Raw genomic sequence first — 19872 nt, forward strand, 5'->3', positions numbered from 1 at the left:
GCCAACCCTGCGTCTGCCCATATTGGGAGTGGCGCAGGGACGAGCGATGACGGACCATCTCCACAAGCGTGAGACATCAGTGCCCTTCATCGGGCGCTACACCCATTCGCGCGCCGAGCTGATCGCCGACGGCGTGGTGCATGCGATCGGCATCGTGCTTGCCGTCGCCGCGGGTTCGGCCCTGCTTTCCATCTCCGCTTTCCACACAGCATCGGGCGAATATCTCGCGGCCGTCGTCTTCGTAGTGGCGCTTCTGACCGTCCTGTCGGTGTCGCTCGCCTACAATCTCTGGCCGATCTCGCCGGCCAAATGGGTGCTTCGCCGCTTCGACCACGCCGGCATCTACCTGCTGATTGCAGCCACCTACACACCGTTCCTTGCCCAGCTGGATGACCGCGTCACCGCCGCATGGATGGCCGGTGTGGTCTGGTCGGCTGCGGTCGCCGGCATGGCGATCAAGCTTTTCCTTCCCGGCAGGCTCGACCGGCTGGCACTGGTCTTCTACCTTGCCATGGGGTGGAGCGGCATTGTCATCCTCAGGCCGCTGATCGCTACGCTTCCGACTGCCACATTGTGGCTGCTGTTTGCCGGCGGTGCCGTCTATTCCTGCGGCGTCATCTTCTACACTTGGCAGCGCCTGCGCTTCCAGAGTGCGGTCTGGCACAGCTTCGTCGTCACCGGTGCTGGACTGCATGTCGCCGCCATGATCGACCTATTGGTCGTTGCACGCCTCTGACCGGACGAAGCGTCTTTCAATTTCGTCACATTTCCGCTTACAGTCGTGATGCATGAGAGTGCCGCGCGTCCGTTCGGATGCGCAAGGCGCGCTCTAACACTTTGAATCGACGTATTGTGCTTTCCGAAGACCAGTTGCGGTTTTCGGGCCGACACGTTGGAACGCGGGAATTGGAACCGGGTCGCCGATGGCATTGTTGAAATCTCCCGGAGCGGGCAAAGGCTCCGATGTCCTCAATTACGACCCGCATCGCCTGTCCAGCCCGCAGGTGTTTCTGCTGACGATGATCATCTTTCTGGCGATCGTCGCGTTTATCGCGGCGATCCTGACCCGGCAGATCAGCCACGCCTTCGTCACCAATCCTGGCCTCAACGGTCTCATCATCGGTGTGCTCGTCATCGGTATCGGGCTCGCCTTCGTCCAGGTCGGGCGGCTGTTTAGGGAAGTTCGCTGGGTCAATTCGTTCCGCGCCGGCTCCGAAGCCACCGAGCCGGTGCTGCTTGCGCCGATGAAGGCGATGCTTGGGCGCTCGTCATCGATGGCGTTTTCGACCAGCTCTATGCGGACGATGCTCGATTCCATTGCCACCCGCCTCGACGAAAGCCGCGACGTGTCGCGCTACCTTGTTGGCCTGCTGGTCTTCCTCGGCCTGCTCGGCACCTTCTGGGGTCTGCTCGAAACCATCGGCTCCATCGGCGACACAATCCAGTCGCTCGACCCAGGCACGGGTGACGCAGCGGCTGTGCTCGAGGCGCTGAAGGCCGGTCTCGCTGCGCCGCTGCAGGGCATGGGCACGGCATTCTCGTCCTCGCTGTTCGGCCTGTCCGGCTCGCTGGTCCTCGGCTTCCTCGATCTCCAGGCCGGCCGCGCCCAGACACGCTTTTACACAGAGCTCGAAAACTGGCTGTCGACCGTGACCGACCTGTCGTCCGACATCGTCGTCGCCGACGCGAAGGCCGGTTCGTCCGATGAAATCCGCGTGCTGACCGAGCGCCTGCGCAACATGCAGGAACAGGGCGGCTCCAACCCGCGCGTCGCAGCCGCCATGGCCAATCTCGCCGATGGCATTTCGGGTCTGGTCAAGAACATGCGCAGCGAACAGCAGATCATGCGCGACTGGGTCGAGGCTCAATCCGACGAGCAGAAGGCGATGCGCACGACGCTCGAAAAAATTGCCGACGCGCTCAAAAAAGAGGGAGTCCACTAGGTGGCTCTTGCGCGTGGGCGGCGAGGGGATCGCCGCATCGACTATTGGCCGGGCTTTGTCGATGCACTGTCGACGCTGCTGCTTGCCATCATGTTCCTGCTTTCGGTCTTCGTGCTGGCACAATTTCTGCTCAGCCGCGAGATTTCGGGCAAGGACGAGGTACTCAACCGCCTGAACTCGCAGATCAACGAGTTGACGCAGCTGCTTGCCCTGGAGAAGTCCAACTCCCAGGATGCCGAGGATTCGCTGGCCAATCTGCAGGCGTCGTTGTCCGCGGCCGAGGCCGAGAAGAGCCGGTTGGAGCAATTGCTGTCGCAGGGTGCAGGTGCCGGCGACGCCGCCAACACGCGCATCGGCGAGTTGTCGGGTCAACTCGACAACGAACGCCAGGTCAGCCAGCGGGCGCTCAGCCAGGTGGAGCTGCTCAACCAGCAGATTTCTGCCCTGCGCAAGCAGATCGGGGCGCTCGAAGAGGCGCTCAATGCTTCGGAGGCGCGCGACAAGGAATCCAACACCAAGATCGCCGATCTCGGCCGCCGGCTGAATGTGGCGCTTGCCCAGCGCGTGCAGGAGCTCAACCGCTACCGCTCTGACTTCTTCGGCCGCCTGCGCGAGATCCTGTCGGACCGTGAGAACATCCGCATCGTCGGCGACCGCTTCGTCTTCCAGTCGGAAGTGCTGTTTCCGACAGGATCCGAACAGATCAACGATGCCGGCAGGGGCGAGATGAAGAAGCTCGCCGACGCTATCATCGAGTTGCAGAAAGAAATTCCGCCAGAGATCAACTGGGTGCTGCGCGTCGACGGCCACACGGACAACATCCCGCTGTCGGGGACGGGCCGTTATCGCGACAACTGGGAGCTGTCCTCGGCGCGTGCGACCTCGGTGGTCAAGTTCCTGATTGAGAATGGCGTTCCCGCCAATCGTCTCGTTGCGGCCGGTTTCGGCGAGTTCCAGCCACTCGATCCGGCAGATACCGCCGAAGCGCGCTCGAAGAACCGTCGCATCGAGCTCAAGCTTACAGAGCGTTAGGAAACGGCTCTGTCAGGTAAAGTGCAGCTCACATGGAATTGAGATCGGTCACGTATATTTGTGCGTCCAATCAAATTGCTGCGATTTTGGCGGTTTAAATATTATCTTTTATTAATTTTATTTCTTCGTCCGAGGCGCCTAGAGTCTGTTTGCAGTCCGGGAAACGCCGGCGATGACCTCCCACCGCGACACGACGCAACTTGACGGACCGCAGCCCCCGTGGCGGTTCTCCGCCCGGCGAAATTCCGGGAGAGCTCAAATGCGCTCTACTTTGCTGAAAGCGGCCGTTGCCGCGCTTCTCGTCTCGTCACCTCTGTCGATGGCATATGCAAGGGGGCACGATCACGGCGGTGGCCGTGGCTCGCATGAAATGAGCCAGCCGAGAGCCTCAAGGGATGATGAGGATAACGATGCGTCGCAGCCGGTCTATGGCAAGACCCCGCTGGTTTGCATGCCCTGGCAGACCGTCTGGGCCTGCATGCACGATCAGCGTTGATCGAGAGTTGGCTTCTTGACGCTGGCCAGGATCTGGCAACGGGCCTGGCCAGCTGGAAGACCTGGCGGACATCAGGCAATGGCTACCATCCAAAGACTTTGCTGAGGCGCTGTTGATCTGCCTGTATTCGCGTGTTCGCAGGTGGTACCTTGGCTCTCAGATAGGATGCTGTGCTCCGACGGCGTTCATCGTTGCAGGCGTTGCCCGAAGAGCCGCATGCCTGCTGAGACAATGAGCTTCAGCTCTTATAGCCGTGGATCAACTATAGTTGAGGCCGCCGCGCTATTTAGGGCGAATTTTTGGTCCATGAAGCGAGCCGGATAATTATTTTTTCTTAATTTTGTTTTGGTCTTCGCACGCCCTAGATTTCAGGTGCAGTCCGGGAAACGCCGGCGATGGTCCTCCCCACCGTGACGCGACGTTTCCTGACGGACGGCATATGCCGGGGCGGAAATCCGACCGGCGATTTCGGGAGACGCAAAATGCGCTCTATGGCATTCAAGGCGGCCCTTGCCGCGATTATCGTTTCGATCCCTCTGGCTGGTGCTTTTGCCGCGACGTCTAACGACGTAGCGAGCCGCCCTGGAGGTTTGAACGGCGGTGGTGACTCGACGGGCGACTCGGCACCGCTCGCTGGCCGGCGCCCAATGGGAATGATGCCGCCGGCAACCACTGCAACAATCAACACCATGCCGGTGCATCGCCATCACTATCGCCACCACCACCACAAGCTTCCGGCCAAGAATGGCGAAAACAAGTACTGAGAATAGCCGTTGGCGACGGCATCCTCGAACAGTCCGGTCGTCGCCATCCGGTACCAACGCCCCCAGCCACGCTGGGGGCGTTCGCATTTCGTATCGCCGTTGTCTTGCCTACCACCCCGCCCAAACAGCCGCGAGCGCCAGCACCGCCGGAACTGTCTGGACAATGAGGGTCTTCCTGCCAACGGTGGCTGCGCCGAAAAGTCCGGCGATCATCACGCAGAGCAGGAAGAAGATCCTCACCTGATATCCATTGTCGCCAAGCCATAGCCCCCATATCAGCCCGGCAGCCAGGAACCCGTTGTAGAGTCCTTGATTGGCGGCGAGCGTCTTCGATGCCTTGGCGAATTCGGGCTTGAGGCCGAAGGTCTTATGCCCTCGGGGCGTGTCCCACAGCACCATTTCGAGATAGACGATGTAGAGGTGGATGAGCGCCACCAGCCCGACAAGCACATTTCCCAGCACAGCCCACCTCCTGTTCGGGACACTCCACCACGTCGAACATGTTCCCTGCAAGCCTGGACCAGCCAACGGGTCTTGCGATCCGGCCCGGTTTCATATCCTTTCGGCGCAAATCCGAAACACAGGAGCCATCATGTCCTTCGCCAAGCTCGACGAACTCGGCCGCAAGCTCGAAGCGCTCGAACATGCGCTTGCCATTCTGGGCGCTGACGAGGCCACCCACATGGCGGTTGGTGGCGGCGCCAAGCGGGCCGAGGCCATGTCGGCGCTCGCCGGCATGTACCACCGCCAGGCAACCGCTCCCGAGATCGCCGACTGGGTCGAAGCCGCCGATGGGGAGGCCCTCAACGCCGAGCAGCAGGCAGCTCTTGGTGAATTCCGCCGCCAGTACACCAACATGACCTGTCTTCCGTCCGAATTCGTCGAGCGGCAGACCGCCGCCCGCCTGCGCTCGGAACAGCTTTGGCGCGACCTCAGGGCCAAGAATGACTGGGCCGGCTTCCAGCCAGCACTTGAGGGCATCGTCGCGCTGGTCCGTGAGGAGGCTGCCCTTAGGTCCGATGCGCTCGGGCTATCGCCCTACGACGCACTGATGGAGCAGTACGATCCCGGCAATCGTACAGCCGACATCACGCCCGTCTTTGCCGACCTCAAAGCCTTTCTGAAGGACTTTGTCCCGGAGGCGCTGGAGGTTCAGGACGAGCGCAATGCCAGGAACCCGCCGCGTGCCCTGTCGGGCATCTATGCGATCGAGCGCCAGCGCGAACTCGGTCTCGCCATGATGGGGGCGGTCGGCTTTGATCTCACCCATGGCAGCCTGTCGGTGTCGCATCACCCGTTCTGCGGCGGCGTGCCTTCAGATGTGCGTATCACCACGCGCTACAAGACCTCCGACTTCCTGTCGGCGCTGATGGGAGTGCTGCACGAGACCGGCCATGCGCTCTACGAGCAAAATCTGCCCGAGGCGTGGTCGCACTGGCCGCTCGGCAAGGCGCGTGGCATGGCCGTGCACGAAAGCCAGAGCCTGTTCGTGGAAAAGCAGCTCGGCCGCAATCCGGCCTTCTGGCACTGGGCGCTGCCGCTGGTTGGGCAGCATCTCGGCGAGACCTGGTCGCTCGACGAGGTTCTTCCGCACGTTCACCGGGTCGAGCGCGGCCTGATCCGCGTCGACGCAGACGAAGTCACCTATCCGCTGCACGTCATCCTGCGTTACGAGCTGGAGCAGGAACTGGTTGCCGGCAGCCTTTCGGTCGCCGACCTGCCTGAGGCTTGGGACGCCAAGATGCGCGACTATCTCGGCTTGTCCACCATCGACAATCCGGCCGACGGCCCGATGCAGGACGTGCATTGGCCGAGTGGGGCATTCGGCTATTTCCCGTCTTATACGCTGGGTGCGATGATGGCGGCGCAGCAGTGGGCGGCCATCGTCCAGGCGCATCCTGCCATCGACGACGACATCGCCCGCGGTCACTTCGACACGGTCAACGACTGGCGCCGCGACAACATCTGGTCGCAAGGCTCGCGCTGGTCGACGCCCCAACTGCTCGAACGCGCAACCAGCGAAAAGTTGAACGCGGCGTATTTCACGGCTCATCTGAAGAAGCGCTACGGCCGCTGAAAAATTGAGCCTATATTTCGCTGGGTATTTCGCCTTTACTTTGCTGTCGATCCCGCTGAAAACTTTGCCATTAGGTATTGGGGCGGGGTCGCATAGTGAGTTGCATTCTCTTGGCGTCGAGGCAGCTGATTGTTTGCCTTGCCCTGCTCTTTGTGCCTACGCAACTTGCGTGGGCGGCCAGTGAAGTAGCTAAGGCTCCGGTCGAAACCTGGGTGACGGACGTCGATATCCCGGATGCCGACGAGGCTCGGGCGAGGCAGGTTCGCAACGGCATCTCGTACCTGCTTTCTGATTGGCAGGGGAAGTACCGTCCCGGAGGCTACATCGGATACGAGCGCGAGGCCTACAAGGTGGTCGATCGTCCGGGTCTTGAACAGGCCGCGACGATCAACCTGAAATTTGATCCCGCAAGGCACACGATCAAGCTCAATCATCTGCGCGTAATCCGCGACGGCGTCGTACAAGACCGGCTCGGGGACGTCACTTTCGATGTTTACCGTCAAGAAAAGGATTCTGAACGCGGAATCTTCGATGGTTGGCTGACGGCGCGTATCGACATCAATGACGTGCGCGTAGGGGACGTCATTGACTACGCAACCACGACCGATAGGCAAGAACTCGTTGGTCAGGAGTTGTTTTACTACCGGTTTTCGACGCAGTGGGACGAGCCTGTAGGGCTTATCAGGCGCGAGATCATTTGGCCCTCGTCGCGCAGCTTGACGATCAAGGACGAGCGAACCAGCGTAAGGCCAAAGATCACGCCGGCTGGGGACCAGACGCGTTACCTGTGGGAGATGTCCAAGCCAGAGCCGGTCAAGATCGAGGACAATCTGCCTGCCTCATTTGCGCCCTGGGGCACTGTCCAGATTTCGTCCACTGCGAGCTGGCGGGATGTGGCCGATGCGGTTGTTCAGGATTATCGGCCGGTCCGAACCTTTCCGCCGGCCTTCTTGGCAAAGCTCGACAGCATTGCTGCGCGCCATGAAGATCCGCGCGAGCGCATGGTCGAGGCACTGCGTATCGTCCAGGACGAGGTTCGCTACATCAGTCTGTCAATGGGAGCGGGATCATACTTGCCGCGCGATCCCTCCACGGTGATTGCCAGCGGCTTTGGAGATTGCAAGGACAAGACGCTGCTGCTTGTTTCGGCCTTGAGCTACCTCGGGGTGAAAGCCGAAGCCGCGCTGACTGACATCGATGAGGGTTATGGCTTGAATCGGTTCTTGCCGTCATTGCGGGTGTTCGATCATGCAATCGTGCGTGCCGAAATTGGCGCGCGTGTCTACTGGCTGGACGGGACGGACTACCTCCAGGGTGGCCGAGGTGACGAGCTTGTAGAACCCGACTTTGGATATGCCCTGCCGCTGGAAAGCTCGAACGGTGCACTGGAGAAGATGCCGGCCCCCAAGCTTCTTCAGCCGACGGTTACTGTCGCAGAGGAGGTCAGCTTTCCGGTAAAAGCGGGTGATCCGCTAATGCTGAAAACACTGACCACCTATTATGGCGTCGATGCCGATAACATGCGGCGCAAGTTGGCAGGGCGATCGGTTCACGAACTCGGCGACAGCTATCTTCAGTACTACACCCGGCAATATCCAGGCATTCGCAGCACGGCTGTGCTGGCCTCGGCGGATGATCGCGATCGGAATATCGTCACCTTGTCGGAAACGTATGAATTGCCTGCAGATGCCTTGGCACACGGTGATCTGATCAAGAATTTCCAGCTTCGCGCGGATTTCGATCCTGCCGAATTTCCCAAGCCGGCCGCGGCTGATCGGGTTGGGCCGATTTGGATTGGCGGCCCCATGTTTCGCCGACACAGCGTGACGGTCAAAAACCTGAAAGCTGCATTTAGCGCCGAACAAGCAAAGACGGTCGTGACCCCCAACGTCGTCTTGCGGACAAGTTGGAGCAGTACGCCAACGGAGTTCGTCCTTAGCTGGGACATCAAGAAGCAGGAACCAGAGGTCTCGGCGGAGGGGGTGCGCACTTATCTGGCCGCGGTAAACGACATCCTCGACAATACCCAGTGGGCGTATGACTTCAGCGTTGAGGCGCCTGCGGAAGACGAGCCCATGTCGGGGCTGGAAGCCCTCGAGACGATGATCTTTGCCTCATGGCTGCTGGCGGTTCTGGCCGCCTGCATTGTCGAGCAGCGCTCATTCAAGCCACGGCCCGGCCAGCTCTACTGGCCTATCTCGCCGCTAAAGTTCATGGTCATGACTGCCGTGACGGCCGGGCTGTACGTCGTGTTGTGGGGATGGCGCGTATTCCGCCAGCAAAATCTGGCATATGGAGCGCGATACTGGTCGTTTGTGCGTGGGTTCTTCCTGCCCATCTTCATGGTACAGACATTTGTCCGTCTCAACCGCGACCTTGGCGTCAGGCAGATTGCGATCTGGTTGGGAGTTGCGGCCGGCCTGCTGTTCTTGGGCAGTGAACTCTATTCTATATTGTTCGATAGGCCGGAAGACGTCTGGTTGGCCAGTTTGCGCCGGAGCGTCGAACTGGTCGTTGCGATGATTGCGCCCCTGCCTCTGGTGGTCGTTATCAACCGGCTTAACGCGAGGCACCCTGAATATCTGGCCTGGAGTTCCCAGTTTACGAGCTGGGACAAGGTCTGGATTGTTGCGGGCGTGTTCTATCTTCCATTCATATTCTATTTTGGCGCGACCTAGTTGGCCGAAATTCGGCCAGTGCTGACGACCTTCCCTTGCGGAACAACGTCGTTCCGACTTTCTGCTTGAACTTGAGCGCCGTTGCCCGAAACTCCCCACAATACCAAAAGATCTTGGGAGGGGCAGTTGGCGGATCGGACGGATGCGATCGTCGTCGGCGGCGGGCTGGCCGGGCTTGTCGCGGCGGCCGAGCTGGCCGACAGGGGCAAGCGGGTCATCATCCTCGAGCAGGAGGGCGAGAATTCGCTCGGCGGCCAGGCCTTCTGGTCGCTCGGTGGCCTGTTTTTCGTCGACAGCCCGGAGCAGCGGCGCATGCGCATCAGGGATAGCCGCGAGTTGGCCCTGCAGGATTGGATGGGCTCGGCCCAGTTCGACCGGCCTGAGGACCATTGGCCGCGCAAGGTCGCCGAGGCCTTCATCGAATTTTCGGCCGGCGAGATGCGGCCGTGGCTCCATGCCCAGGGCATGCGCTGGTTTCCCGTCGTCGGCTGGGCCGAGCGCGGCGGGGCGCAGGCGCATGGCCATGGCAATTCGGTGCCGCGTTTCCATGTCACCTGGGGCACGGGCCCCGGCGTGCTCGAACCTTTCCTGCGGCGCGTCGCCGAGCAAGCCTCGGCTGGTCGGATCGAGTTGAAATTCCGGCATCAAGCGAGCCGTCTCATCAAGACCAATGGTGCAGTAACCGGCGTCGCCGGCGAGGTGCTTGAACCCTCTGATGTCGGGCGCGGCGAGCAGTCGGGTCGTGCCGTGGTCGGCGATTTCGAAGTCCATGCCGACGCGGTGATCGTCACCTCGGGCGGCATCGGCGGCAATCACGATCTGGTTCGCAAGGCCTGGCCGGTCGGCCGGCTCGGCCCGGCGCCGCAGAAGATGGTCGCCGGCGTGCCGCACCATGTCGACGGCCGGATGGTCGCTATCACCGAAGCCGCCGGTGGCGCGGTGATCAACCGCGACCGCATGTGGCACTACACAGAAGGTGTGACCAACTGGAACCCGATCTGGCCGAACCACGGCATCCGCATCCTGCCGGGGCCGTCGTCGCTATGGTTCGACGCACGTGGCGTGCGGCTCGAAGCGCCGTTCCTGCCCGGTTTCGACACGCTCGGCACTCTGAGGCGGATACTCTCCACCGGCCGCGAATACTCCTGGTTCGTGCTGACCCAGAAGATCATCAAGAAGGAGTTCGCGCTGTCCGGCTCCGAGCAGAATCCGGATCTGACGTCGAAGCGCTGGATCGAGGTCCTGAGGAGCCGCCGCGCCAAGGGTGCACCGCCTGCCGTCGAGGCTTTCAAACAGCATGGCGAGGACTTTGTCGTCCGCGACACTCTGCGTGATCTCGTCACTGGCATGAATGCGCTCGTGGGCAACGACCTCATCGACTATGACCGGCTGGATGCGCAGATCGTGGCGCGCGACCGCGAGATCGACAACCCCTTCTCCAAGGACGCGCAGGTCACCGCCATCCATGGCGCCCGACGCTATCTCGGTGACCGGCTGGTCCGCACCGCCAAGCCGCACAAGGTTCTCGATCCGGCAAATGGCCCGTTGATTGCCGTCCGGCTTAATGTGCTGACGCGCAAGACCTTGGGCGGCCTGCACACCAATCTCGACAGTCAGGTGCTTGGCGCCGATGGCGAGCCGATCCCCGGGCTCTATGCGGCGGGCGAGGTCGCCGGCTTCGGCGGCGGCGGCTACCACGGCTACAACGCGCTCGAAGGCACTTTCCTCGGCGGCTGCATCTTCTCGGGACGCAATGCCGGCAGGCATGCGGCCGCCTAGCAAAGATGTTCCCAAAAATAGTCTGCTGAAAAGCGCGCAAGGAACCTTCCACCAAGCTCCGTTATGCGTTAGCAGGGGCTCATTCATTTCAGGTGCCTGCGCAGGGTTCTTTGCGCCCTCGCTCTGCAGGTGGGGAGCAAATAGTGTCTGCCAAATTTTCCAACGCGCGCGCCATGTCTGGCGTGTCCGCGCTCGCTCTTTGCCTTCTCCTCCAGCCGGCCTGGGCCGATCCTGTGGTGGTGCTCCTGGATGGCCAAGACATCACCGCAGATATCGGCTTCGACCCATTCCAGGAGTTCTCCGTCGGCGCCGGTGCCACCGGTACCTATTCCGGCAGGATCTACGAGTCCGGCGAAGTCGGCTTCATCAGGAAGACCGGTGTCGGCACGCTCGTCGTCACCAATGGCACCAACAGCTTCAGCTCAGGCGCCATCATCAGCGCCGGTACCATCCGCATCACCGGCGGTTCGGTTCTCGGCTCGGGAACCATCACGCTCGACGGCGGCACGCTGCAGTCCGGTGCGGCTGGGCTCCAGCTTATCAACCACACCATCCAGTTCACGTCGACGGGTGGGACGATCGATACAGGCAGCTTCGATCTGACAACCCACGCCCAAATGATTGACGGCGATGTCCCGCTTGGCGCCTTTACCAAGCTCGGCAGCGGTTCGCTGATTCTGACGAACATCTACGGGTTCAGCAACTATGCCACAGCGACCAACGTGGCCGAGGGCAGCATTGTCGCGGGCAACGCCAATGTCTTCAGTGCCAACAGCAGCTACACCGTGACGAGCGGTGCCTCGCTTGTCCTTGACAACTACAACCAGGTGATCGGCTCTCTCGCTGGTGCCGGCGCGGTTGATCTCGGCACCGCGACACTGACGACCGGAAACGACAACAAAAGCACCACGTTCTCCGGCGTCATCTCGGGCGCCGGCAAGCTGGTCAAGACGGGCAGTGGCACCCAGACGCTTACTGGCACCAATCTCTATTCCGGCGGCACCAACGTTGACGCCGGCACGCTGAGCGTTGGCGTCGGCGGCGTTGGCTCGATCCTCGGCCCGGTCGCGGTCAAGTCGGGTGCCCGGCTCGGCGGCAGCGGCACCATCGGCGGGAACGTCACCGTGCTGGCCGGCGGCACGCATGGCGCTGAGAACCAGACCATCAACGGAAATTACGTCAACAGCGGTATCTTCGAAGTCGCGGCGACGCCAGCAGGCGCCGACAAGTTGACAGTCAACGGCACTGTCGACATCTCGGGTGCGACGCTCAATCTCGTGCTTTCGCCGTCGAGTATGGGTGCATGGCTGCCGGTCAACGGCCCCTTCACCCTGATCGCCAATGACGGCGGTGATGCGGTCGCGGGCACATTTGCGTCCGTCGGCAATCTCAACAGCCTGCTCTTCCTCGATCACCTCATCAACTATACGGGCGGCGACGGTAACGATGTCACGCTGACCCTGAGCCGCAACAACGTCACCCTGGTCAGCGTCGCCGAGGCGCCCAATCAGGCGTCAGCCGCGGGCGCAGTTGCCGCCTTGCCGAATTCCAATCCGGTTGCTGCTGCCTTTCTTTTGTCCACCGACGAGAACCAGGCTCGTGACGCCCTCAACCAGCTGTCCGGCGACGTGCACGCTTCGGCCAGCGGCGGTTCGTCCCAGGCGAGCTCGTTCGTCGGCGAATTCGCCAACGACCGCGTGCGCTCGGCCTTCGGCGATGTCGCTGCACCCGACCTGCCGGTCATGGCCTATGGCGAAGGCGGGCCCGAACTGGTTGCCGCCGACACCGACCGCTTCGTGGTCTGGGGCCAGGCGCTCGGCAACTGGGGTTCGGTCGATGGCAATGGCAATGCCTCCGGTTTCGATCATTCGAGCGGCGGCCTGGTTGCCGGTGCCGACACCGTCGTCGGCGGCGACTGGCGTGTTGGCCTGCTCGCCGGCTACAGCCGCACCAGCTTCGAGACCGATGGCGGGGCGTCGTCCGGCGACAGCGACAATTTCCATCTCGGCGTCTATGGCGGCCGTCACTTCGGTGCCGTCGCGCTGCGCGCCGGTGCCGCCTATACGCGTCATTCGATCGACACCACGCGCACGGTCTCGTTCCCGGGTCTCAGTGAAACGCTGAAGGCCAGCTACGACGCCGGCACGGCGCAGGTCTTCGTCGAAGCGGGTTACCGGGCAGAGATGGGGCGTGTTGCCTTCGAGCCCTTCGCCGGTCTCGCCTATGTCTCGACCTCGACCGACGGTTTCACCGAAACCGGCGGAGCAGCCGCGCTCACCGGCGCCGACAAGAGCTTCGACAGCACCACGTCAACGCTCGGGCTGCGCGCGGCGACCGACCTTCATCTCGGCGACGCCAAGGCGACCGCCCGCGGCGGGCTCGGCTGGCGGCATGCCTTCGGCGGTGTCGAGCCGTCGTCGACGGTGGCATTCGCCGGCGGCGACAGCTTCACCGTCTACGGTGCGCCGATCGCCCGTGATGCGCTGCTGATCGAGGCCGGTTTCGACCTCGCCATCGCGCCCAAGGCGACGCTCGGCCTGACCTATACCGGCCAGATCGCCAACGGCGCCCGCGACCACGGCGCCAAGGCCACCCTGGCCGCCAAGTTCTAGGTTCCGAGCACGTAGCCAGGGCTACAACGCGCTCGAGCATATTTTCCTCGGCGGCTGCATCTTCTCGGGCCGCTGCGCCGGCAGGTATGCGGGGCGATAGTGGAAATGCACCCAAAAATAGTCAGCTAGCCGACCTTCTGTCGATGCAAGGTGTGCTTTAGCAAGTGCAGGTGCGTTCGCCCTTTGGATGGTTTGTAGCAATGATTCATGAGATGTCGTCATCATGGGGCGAACCAATCCATAGCGTCGGTGCAGTTGTGCATAGTTTAGGTGATGCAAGCGAACATTGCCCGTTGCTCAGGCACCTTAGGTGTTCTAGATCATAACTGTTTCTTAATTTCTTGGCGGGGGGCATTGGGTTCCCCGCATCATGAATTTGCCCATCCGGGCATGCATGCAATTTGGTGGGGGCATCATGATTTTTCACGGCCGCAGCGTTGCGACGCGGACCCGTTTCGACTCGACACAGGCTTCCCCGATTTCTTCCGGTCATTCGCCCAGCAGGCAACTCGCCCGAGTCTCTGCCTTGCTGGCAGGCACGGCGCTGGCGACGCTCGCGGCTGTGGCGGTTGTGCTCGGCGCTGCATCGCCGGCACATGCAATTGACCAGTATTGGGATGGTGCCGGCAGCGTTCCTGATGGTGATGTCGATGGTGGCGCTGGCACGTGGAGTTCTGCCGGCACCAACTGGACCAATTCCGACGGTACGACAAACCAAACATGGCTTGGTGGAACTGCCATCTTCGGCGGTGTCGGGGGCGGGGTAAGCGTCCAGGAAAACCAGAATTTCGATACGCTTCGTTTCACTGGCGACGGTTACAGGCTTACTGCTGCCCCTTCGGTTTCGCTCGTCCTGGCTCCGACCGGTAGCGCGGCGACCATAGAGGTGGGCAGTGGCATCACCACCGAGATCGGAATGATCCTGGGCGGCTCGGCTGCACTCAACATTGTTGGCGGCGGCACGCTTAAGCTCAGCGACTCGATAAACACCTATACCGGCGCGACGACCATCGGCACCGGCACCACGCTCCAGTTGATCGGCTCCAGGAGCAGCATCAGCGCCTCCAGCGGGCTGACGGTCGACGGTACATTCGATGTTTCCGGGGCAAGCGGAGCCTATATCAAGGCTCTGGCGGGCGGTGGTTCTGTAACGCTGGGCGACAGATCCCTGTTCCTGACTTCCGCAAACGGCACCTTCTCCGGGGTCATTTCCGGGAGCGGTGGTCTCAACGTTCAAGGTGGAACGCAGCTGCTGACAGGGACGAACACGTTCACGGGCGGGACCGGTATCAGCAGCGGCGCCACTCTTCGCATCGGGGATGGCGGCACCAGCGGCATGATCGCTGGTTCGATCAGCAACTTCGGCACCGTTGTCTTTGATCGCTCCGACGACCTGACTTTTGCCGGTCAGATCAACAGCGCTGGCTCGTTCCAGCATGTCGGTGGCGGCAAGTTGACCCTTACTGGCGGTGGCTACAACAGCAGCAGTGGCACGGGCAGCGTGCTGATCTCCAACAACGGCACACTTCAGTTCGGCGACGGCACTGTCAGCAGTTGGCTCGGAGCTGCGGGTGGCGCGATAACCATCGAAGCCGGCAGCACGCTGATTTCCAACATGGGCAACGTCAACACGTACAACTGGAGCGGCAAGCTTGCCGGTGCGGGCGATTTCTTCAAGCGGGGATCGAACACCATTACCCTGAGGGGCGATAGCTCTGCATTCGCCGGCGAAACCTTCGTGGAAGCCGGGATGCTGAATGTCGGCTACAAGGGCATTGGTACGCTGGCTGGGCCGATCTCCGTTGCCTCGGGCGCGCGGTTCGGCGGCAGCGGTGCTGTTGTTGGCAACGTGACAATCGCCGCAGGCGCGACCCATCGCGTTGGCGATACGGCCAATCCGCTTGCGACGGGTCTCGTCCACACGCAGACCATTACCGGTAACTACGTCAACCATGGCATCCTCGAAATCGAGGCGACGCCCGACGGGGCCGACAGGCTGACCGTCAACGGCACAGTCAACATAACGGGTGCAACCCTCAACTTGTCGCTCTCGCCCAATGATCCGACTGCGGCCGGCGGCTGGGACCCGCTGAATGGGCCATTCACGATCATCGCCAATGACGGCAACGATGCCATCACGGGAACTTTCGCCTCCGTCGGCAATCTCAACAATCTCATTTTTCTCGACCACCTGATCGATTATGTCGGCGGCGACGGCAATGACGTCACGCTGACGCTCAAGCGCAACGACCTGTCAGTTGGCGAAGTCGCCCATTCGTCCAATCAGGCGGCGGTCGGCGATGCCATCGATAGCCTTCCGGGCGGCCATCCTGTTCGTTCTGCGCTGTTGTTGTCCACCGACGAGAACCAGGCTCGTGACGCCCTCAACCAGCTGTCCGGCGACGTGCACGCTTCGGCCAGCGGCGGTTCGTCCCAGGCGAGCTCGTTCGTCGGCGAATTCGCCAACGACCGCGTGCGCTCGGCCTTCGGCGATGTCGCTGCACCCGACCTGCCGGTCATGGCCTATGGCGAAGGCGGGCCCGAACTGGTTGCCGCCGACACCGACCGCTTCGTGGTCTGGGGCCAGGCGCTCGGCAACTGGGGTTCGGTCGATGGCAATGGCAATGCCTCCGGTTTCGATCATTCGAGCGGCGGCCTGGTTGCCGGTGCCGACACCGTCGTCGGCGGCGACTGGCGTGTTGGCCTGCTCGCCGGCTACAGCCGCACCAGCTTCGAGACCGATGGCGGGGCGTCGTCCGGCGACAGCGACAATTTCCATCTCGGCGTCTATGGCGGCCGTCACTTCGGTGCCGTCGCGCTGCGCGCCGGTGCCGCCTATACGCGTCATTCGATCGACACCACGCGCACGGTCTCGTTCCCGGGTCTCAGTGAAACGCTGAAGGCCAGCTACGACGCCGGCACGGCGCAGGTCTTCGTCGAAGCGGGTTACCGGGCAGAGATGGGGCGTGTTGCCTTCGAGCCCTTCGCCGGTCTCGCCTATGTCTCGACCTCGACCGACGGTTTCACCGAAACCGGCGGAGCAGCCGCGCTCACCGGCGCCGACAAGAGCTTCGACAGCACCACGTCAACGCTCGGGCTGCGCGCGGCGACCGACCTTCATCTCGGCGACGCCAAGGCGACCGCCCGCGGCGGGCTCGGCTGGCGGCATGCCTTCGGCGGTGTCGAGCCGTCGTCGACGGTGGCATTCGCCGGCGGCGACAGCTTCACCGTCTACGGTGCGCCGATCGCCCGTGATGCGCTGCTGATCGAGGCCGGTTTCGACCTCGCCATCGCGCCCAAGGCGACGCTCGGCCTGACCTATACCGGCCAGATCGCCAACGGCGCCCGCGACCACGGCGCCAAGGCCACCCTGGCCGCCAAGTTCTAGGTTCCGAGCAGGCGGCGCCGATCAAGGCGCCGCCATCCCCGTTGACGCGAACGGCGGCATTCACGATTGTCGCCGACATCATATTTCCGGGGAGGAATGCATGACCGTCTCGTCAGCCCACGCCTATCGCGCCGTTCCGTTGCCTGATTTCACGGAAAAGCCCGTCGAGGAGATGCGGGCCGGCGCCCAGGCCTTCTATGACGAAATCCGCACGCGTCATACGGTGCGCGATTTCTCGACCCGGACAGTGCCTCGCGACATCATCGAGACCTGCATCCTCGCCGCCGGCACCGCGCCCAATGGCGCCAACCACCAGCCCTGGCATTTCGCCGTCATCGGCGATGCCGGGATCAAGCGCCGGATCCGCGAGGCAGCCGAGATCGAGGAACGCGCCTTCTACGAGGGCAGGGCCGGCGAAGAATGGCTGAAGGCGCTGGCACCGCTCGGCACCGACGCCTCGAAACCCTTCCTCGAGGAAGCGCCTTGGCTCATCTGCGTCTTTGGCGAGCGCAAGAGCCGCTCGGCCGACGGTGTTTCCCGCAAGAACTATTACGTGCCCGAATCGGTCAGCATCGCCACCGGCTTCCTGATCGCAGCACTGCACCGTGCCGGCCTCGCGACGCTGACCCACACGCCGAACCCGATGAGCTTCCTCAACGAGATCTGCGGCCGCGATCCGCATGACAAGCCCTATATCCTGATGGTCGTCGGCTACCCCAAGGAAGGTGCGACCATCCCCGTGCACGCCATGGAGAAGCGCCCGCTGGCGGAGATCGCGACGTTCCTCTGAGCGACTACTCCGCCGCGCCCTGGAAAGCGCTGGCGCCGGTGTCGAACTGCAGCTGGGCGAGGCGGGCGTAAATGCCGCCCTTGGCGACGAGGCTCTGATGCGTGCCTTCCTCGACGATGGCGCCGCCGTCCAGGACCAGGATGCGGTCGGCCTTGAGCACGGTCGCGAGCCGGTGGGCGATGACGATGGTGGTGCGGCCCTGCATAAGGTGCTCGAGCGCCGTCTGCACCTGCCTTTCGCTTTCGGCATCGAGTGCCGAGGTCGCTTCGTCGAGCAAAAGGATGGGAGCGTCGCGCAGGATGGCGCGAGCAATGGCGATGCGTTGGCGCTGGCCGCCAGACAAGGTCACGCCGCGTTCGCCGACCTGGGTTTCATAGCCGTCCTGCAGCTTCTCGATGAACTCGTCGGCGAGCGCTGCCTTGGCTGCAGCCTCGATGTCGCTCCTGCTCGCCCCGGGGCGGCCGAAGCCGATGTTGTCGGCGGCCGAGCTTGCAAAGATCGTCACATCCTGCGGCACGATGGCGATGCGCTCGCGAACGGCTTCGGGGTCGGCCTTCTTGAGATCGACGCCGTCGATCAGCACCGCTCCGCTTTCGGGGTCGTAGAAGCGCAGCAGCAGCGAGAACACGGTGCTCTTGCCGGCGCCCGACGGGCCGACGATCGCGATGGTCTCACCGGGCCTGACCTTGAAGTTGAGGCCGTGCACGGCAGCGCGGTCGGGGCGGACGGGATAGGAGAAGGTCACGTCGCGGAATTCGATGGCTCCGGTGCTCTTGGCGGGCAGGGCCACGGGCAGGGCAGGGGCGGCGACGGTCGGCTCCTCGGCAAGGATTTCGGTGATGCGCTCGGCAGCGCCGGCGGCGGCGCTCAGCTCGCCCCACACTTCCGACAACGCTCCCAGCGCTCCGGCGGCAAATACCGAATAAAGCAGGAACTGGCCGAGCGTGCCGGGCGACAGCGTGCCGTCGAGAACGGCGCGCGAGCCGAACCACAGGACGGCCACGACCGACGCGAAGATGGTGAAGATGGCGAAGAAGGTGAGAATCGCACGCGCCAGAACCGAGGCACGTGCCGCCTGGAAGGCGGTCTCAACGGCTGCGGCAAAATGGCGGGTCACCATCTTTTCGTTGGTGAAGGCCTGCAGCGTGCGGATGGCGCCGATCTGCTCGCTGGCGAAAGCCGTGGCGTCGGCCAGCGTGTCCTGGGCGGCGCGCGACTTGCGCCTGACCGAACGGCCGAACGCGACGAGCGGCAAGACGATCAGCGGGATGGCGGCGATCACCAAACCAGAAAGCTTGGGGCTGGTCACGACCATCATGGCGAGCGCGCCCAACCCAAGGATGATGTTGCGCAGCGCAACCGACGCTGTTGCGCCCACGGCCGACTTGATCTGCGTGGTGTCTGCGGCGAGGCGCGAGACGATCTCGCCCGACATGGCGGTGTCGAAAAAGGCCGGCGACAGGCCGGTGACGTGGGAGAATACGTCACGGCGAATGTCGGAGACGACGCGTTCGCCGAGCGTGATGACGAAATAATAGCGGCAGGCGGACGCCAGCGCGAGCAAGGCGGCGATCGCCACCAGCATGGCGAAGTATTTGGCGATGAAGCCCGAATCGGAAGTCGAGAAGCCGTGATCGATCATGCGTCGCACGGCGATCGGCAGCGTCAGCGTGGTGACTGCGGCGAGGATCAGCGAAATGATGGCGCCGACGACCAGCTTGGGGTAGCGGCTGAGATAGGGCGAGAGCCGGCTCAGCGGGCGCAGCGAACGCCTGCGCTCCTCAATCGCGCCGTCGGTCGTCTTCGCCATGATATTTCCCTCTGGGCCGCGACCCATTTGCCGGCTGGGCGGCCTTGTGATTCGAATTTGGCTGATGTATAGCCACGCCGACCGTTTCTGAAGCCGTGGCTTTTTCTAGCTGCGGCTTCGAGTTTTCGAAAGAGGCGCATCGCCGCAGGACACCTGCGTATGCCGCGCCGCGACAGCAGGAACAGAGCGATGAAGGCCGATATCCATCCCGACTATCACACCATCAAGGTCGTCATGACCAATGGCACCGAATATCTTACCCGCTCCACCTGGGGCAAGGAAGGCGATACGATGAACCTCGATATCGACCCGACCACGCACCCGGCCTGGACCGGTGGCCAGCAGACGCTGCTCGACCGCGGTGGCCGTCTGTCGAAGTTCAAGAAGCGCTACGAAGGCCTCGGCATCTAAGCCGAACCTGCTTCCAGAGTTACAGAGAACCCGCCCTCGTGGCGGGTTTTTTGTTGACCCGAGTCTGCAAATTTATCCGATAGGTCTTTGGC

At 62.7% G+C, this 19872-nt stretch carries 13 protein-coding genes and 1 pseudogene; 12 read left to right on the forward strand and 2 right to left on the reverse strand.

Annotation, left to right across the window (positions count from 1 at the left end; all coding sequences use genetic code 11):
- Positions 1 to 46 precede the first annotated feature (46 nt).
- The 4 genes from trhA (at position 47) to NDO48_RS00720 (ending at position 4235) form a co-directional block, all read left to right on the forward strand.
- Complete coding sequence (gene trhA, locus NDO48_RS00705) at positions 47 to 736, forward strand: PAQR family membrane homeostasis protein TrhA (RefSeq protein ID WP_018429988.1); 690 nt, start codon at positions 47 to 49, stop codon at positions 734 to 736.
- Positions 737 to 923: 187 nt separating this feature from the next.
- Positions 924 to 1943, forward strand: a complete 1020-nt coding sequence (locus tag NDO48_RS00710) for a MotA/TolQ/ExbB proton channel family protein (protein ID WP_018429987.1) — start codon at positions 924 to 926, stop codon at positions 1941 to 1943.
- The gene (locus NDO48_RS00715; RefSeq protein ID WP_018429986.1) at positions 1944 to 2975 is read left to right on the forward strand and encodes a peptidoglycan -binding protein; all 1032 of its coding nucleotides are present in this window, start codon (positions 1944 to 1946) and stop codon (positions 2973 to 2975) included.
- Between the two features lie 891 nt (positions 2976 to 3866).
- Complete coding sequence (locus NDO48_RS00720) at positions 3867 to 4235, forward strand: hypothetical protein (RefSeq protein WP_157632811.1); 369 nt, start codon at positions 3867 to 3869, stop codon at positions 4233 to 4235.
- 108 nt (positions 4236 to 4343) lie between these two features.
- On the opposite strand, the gene NDO48_RS00725 is transcribed toward NDO48_RS00720, so the two are convergent.
- Positions 4344 to 4697, reverse strand: coding sequence for a DUF1304 domain-containing protein (locus NDO48_RS00725; protein WP_267320682.1), 354 nt, complete (start codon positions 4695 to 4697; stop codon positions 4344 to 4346).
- A gap of 130 nt (positions 4698 to 4827) precedes the next feature.
- Here NDO48_RS00725 and NDO48_RS00730 point away from each other — a divergent pair, with 130 nt between their 5' ends.
- The 7 genes and pseudogenes from NDO48_RS00730 to NDO48_RS00755 all read left to right on the forward strand — a co-directional run bounded on the left by NDO48_RS00730 (position 4828) and on the right by NDO48_RS00755 (position 17559).
- Complete coding sequence (locus NDO48_RS00730; RefSeq protein ID WP_018429982.1) at positions 4828 to 6312, forward strand: carboxypeptidase M32; 1485 nt, start codon at positions 4828 to 4830, stop codon at positions 6310 to 6312.
- Positions 6313 to 6524: 212 nt separating this feature from the next.
- The gene (locus NDO48_RS00735) at positions 6525 to 8990 is read left to right on the forward strand and encodes a DUF3857 domain-containing transglutaminase family protein (RefSeq protein ID WP_267320683.1); all 2466 of its coding nucleotides are present in this window, start codon (positions 6525 to 6527) and stop codon (positions 8988 to 8990) included.
- Positions 8991 to 9116: 126 nt separating this feature from the next.
- Positions 9117 to 10769: an FAD-binding dehydrogenase gene (locus tag NDO48_RS00740; RefSeq protein ID WP_018429980.1), complete on the forward strand. Its 1653-nt coding sequence runs from the start codon at positions 9117 to 9119 to the stop codon at positions 10767 to 10769.
- A 143-nt stretch (positions 10770 to 10912) separates the two neighbouring features.
- Positions 10913 to 13381, forward strand: a complete 2469-nt coding sequence (locus tag NDO48_RS00745) for an autotransporter domain-containing protein (protein ID WP_267320684.1) — start codon at positions 10913 to 10915, stop codon at positions 13379 to 13381.
- 19 nt (positions 13382 to 13400) lie between these two features.
- Positions 13401 to 13481, forward strand: a pseudogene (locus NDO48_RS30525) (FAD-binding dehydrogenase); the annotation flags it as partial.
- 426 nt (positions 13482 to 13907) lie between these two features.
- Positions 13908 to 16769 (forward strand): autotransporter outer membrane beta-barrel domain-containing protein, encoded by a 2862-nt coding sequence (locus tag NDO48_RS00750; RefSeq protein WP_018429978.1) that lies wholly within the window; start codon positions 13908 to 13910, stop codon positions 16767 to 16769.
- A gap of 100 nt (positions 16770 to 16869) precedes the next feature.
- Positions 16870 to 17559 carry a nitroreductase family protein gene (locus tag NDO48_RS00755; protein WP_018429977.1) on the forward strand — a complete coding sequence of 230 codons (690 nt, stop codon included), beginning with the start codon at positions 16870 to 16872 and terminating at the stop codon, positions 17557 to 17559.
- 4 nt (positions 17560 to 17563) lie between these two features.
- Here NDO48_RS00755 and NDO48_RS00760 read toward each other — a convergent pair whose 3' ends face one another.
- Positions 17564 to 19369 carry an ABC transporter transmembrane domain-containing protein gene (locus NDO48_RS00760; RefSeq protein ID WP_026227602.1) on the reverse strand — a complete coding sequence of 602 codons (1806 nt, stop codon included), beginning with the start codon at positions 19367 to 19369 and terminating at the stop codon, positions 17564 to 17566.
- Positions 19370 to 19558: 189 nt separating this feature from the next.
- Between NDO48_RS00760 and rpmE the strand changes: the two genes are divergently transcribed.
- The gene (rpmE, locus tag NDO48_RS00765; protein ID WP_026227601.1) at positions 19559 to 19780 is read left to right on the forward strand and encodes a 50S ribosomal protein L31; all 222 of its coding nucleotides are present in this window, start codon (positions 19559 to 19561) and stop codon (positions 19778 to 19780) included.
- The last annotated feature ends 92 nt before the right edge of the window (positions 19781 to 19872 follow it).

Origin of the sequence: Aminobacter sp. MET-1 (genome assembly GCF_026521175.1) — a bacterium.
Taxonomy (GTDB): domain Bacteria; phylum Pseudomonadota; class Alphaproteobacteria; order Rhizobiales; family Rhizobiaceae; genus Aminobacter.

Bases quoted from the DNA above. Each gene is read 5' to 3' on its own strand.
- NDO48_RS00755 (WP_018429977.1), top strand. From the start codon at position 16,870: ATGACCGTCTCGTCAGCCCACGCCTATCGCGCCGTTCCGTTGCCTGAT.
- NDO48_RS00730 (WP_018429982.1), top strand. From the start codon at position 4,828: ATGTCCTTCGCCAAGCTCGACGAACTCGGCCGCAAGCTCGAAGCGCTC.
- NDO48_RS00720 (WP_157632811.1), top strand. From the start codon at position 3,867: ATGGTCCTCCCCACCGTGACGCGACGTTTCCTGACGGACGGCATATGC.
- trhA (WP_018429988.1), top strand. From the start codon at position 47: ATGACGGACCATCTCCACAAGCGTGAGACATCAGTGCCCTTCATCGGG.
- NDO48_RS00760 (WP_026227602.1), bottom strand. From the start codon at position 19,369: ATGGCGAAGACGACCGACGGCGCGATTGAGGAGCGCAGGCGTTCGCTG.
- rpmE (WP_026227601.1), top strand. From the start codon at position 19,559: ATGAAGGCCGATATCCATCCCGACTATCACACCATCAAGGTCGTCATG.
- NDO48_RS00710 (WP_018429987.1), top strand. From the start codon at position 924: ATGGCATTGTTGAAATCTCCCGGAGCGGGCAAAGGCTCCGATGTCCTC.